We start from the raw sequence: 1,040 nt of genomic DNA, 5'->3' as shown, positions 1-1,040 counted from the left end.
ATTTAGAAAAAATTATTAGGGATTATCTAAAAAGTGTAGATATTAATGAGCCGAGAACTGCGGCTAGGGTGTTGATGGAACAGTTGCGGAGTCGGAATTTTATTTTATGTTTTGTCGGCGCAGAATATTATGCTTTTGTGCATAGGACTTTTTTGGAATATTTCTGTGCTTGGAGTTTTGTTTGGCAGTTTAAGGAAACACAAAATCTTGGAATAGATGGGTTAATAAATGATGTTTTTGGTAAGCATTGGCAGGATGAAAAATGGCATGAGGTGTTGCGGTTAATTGCGGGGATGATAGATGCTACGTTTGTGGGATAAATTATTAGTTATTTGATGGAGCAAGATGGAGAAGAGGAAAAGTTTCTGAATTTATTTTTGGCTGGCAAGTGTTTGTTTGAAGTTAGGAGTCGTCAGAGTATTGGTGATGTGGGGTCTCGGTTATTAAATAGGTTAAAAGATTTGACTGGGTATAACCTTGGTTATTTTTATGAATCTTATGACGGTTACTCTGTATTTTCTGAGAAAAATTCAGACTTAGTTCGTAAAATTCGTACTCAAGCTGTGGAAGTAGTAGCAACAACTTGGAGGGATGGCCGTTTAACCTATACTTGGCTCAAACAAAGGGTAGGGTCCGTTCTTATTTGGGATAGGGATGTGCGACTTGAAGCAATGCGACAAATAGCTACTGGTTGGAAAAATCAGCCGGGAATTTTAGATTTACTCAAACAATGGGTAGAGTCTCATAAGAATTGGGATGTGCAACGTGAAGCGGTGCGACAAATTGCTACTTTGGGCAAAGACAAACCAGAAATTTTAGAGTTATTCAAACAATGGATGGTGTCTGATAATAATTTGGATGTGCGACAGGAAGCGATGCGACAAATAGTTACTGGTTGGAAAAATCAGCCAGAAATTTTAGAATTACTCAAACAATGGGTAGAGTCTAATGATGATAGGTATGTGCGACTTGAAGCGGTGCGACAAATAGCTACTGGTTGGAAAAATCAGCCGGGAATTTTAGAATTACTCAAACAATGG

Annotated in this window: 2 protein-coding genes; both read left to right on the top strand. The window is 38.2% G+C overall.

Annotation, left to right across the window (positions count from 1 at the left end; translation table 11 throughout):
- Positions 1-320: NACHT domain-containing protein (locus F6K22_RS41505; protein ID WP_363275615.1), on the top strand; the 320-nt coding region annotated here is incomplete at its 5' end.
- 15 nt (positions 321-335) lie between these two features.
- Positions 336-1,040: HEAT repeat domain-containing protein (locus F6K22_RS41500; RefSeq protein ID WP_293111049.1), on the top strand; the 705-nt coding region annotated here is incomplete at its 3' end.

The sequence above is a fragment of the Okeania sp. SIO2F4 genome, from assembly GCF_010672385.1.
Lineage (GTDB): Bacteria > Cyanobacteriota > Cyanobacteriia > Cyanobacteriales > Microcoleaceae > Trichodesmium.
The sequence above is the reverse complement of the archived record's forward strand: the minus strand, read 5'-3'. Positions and strand labels throughout refer to the sequence as shown.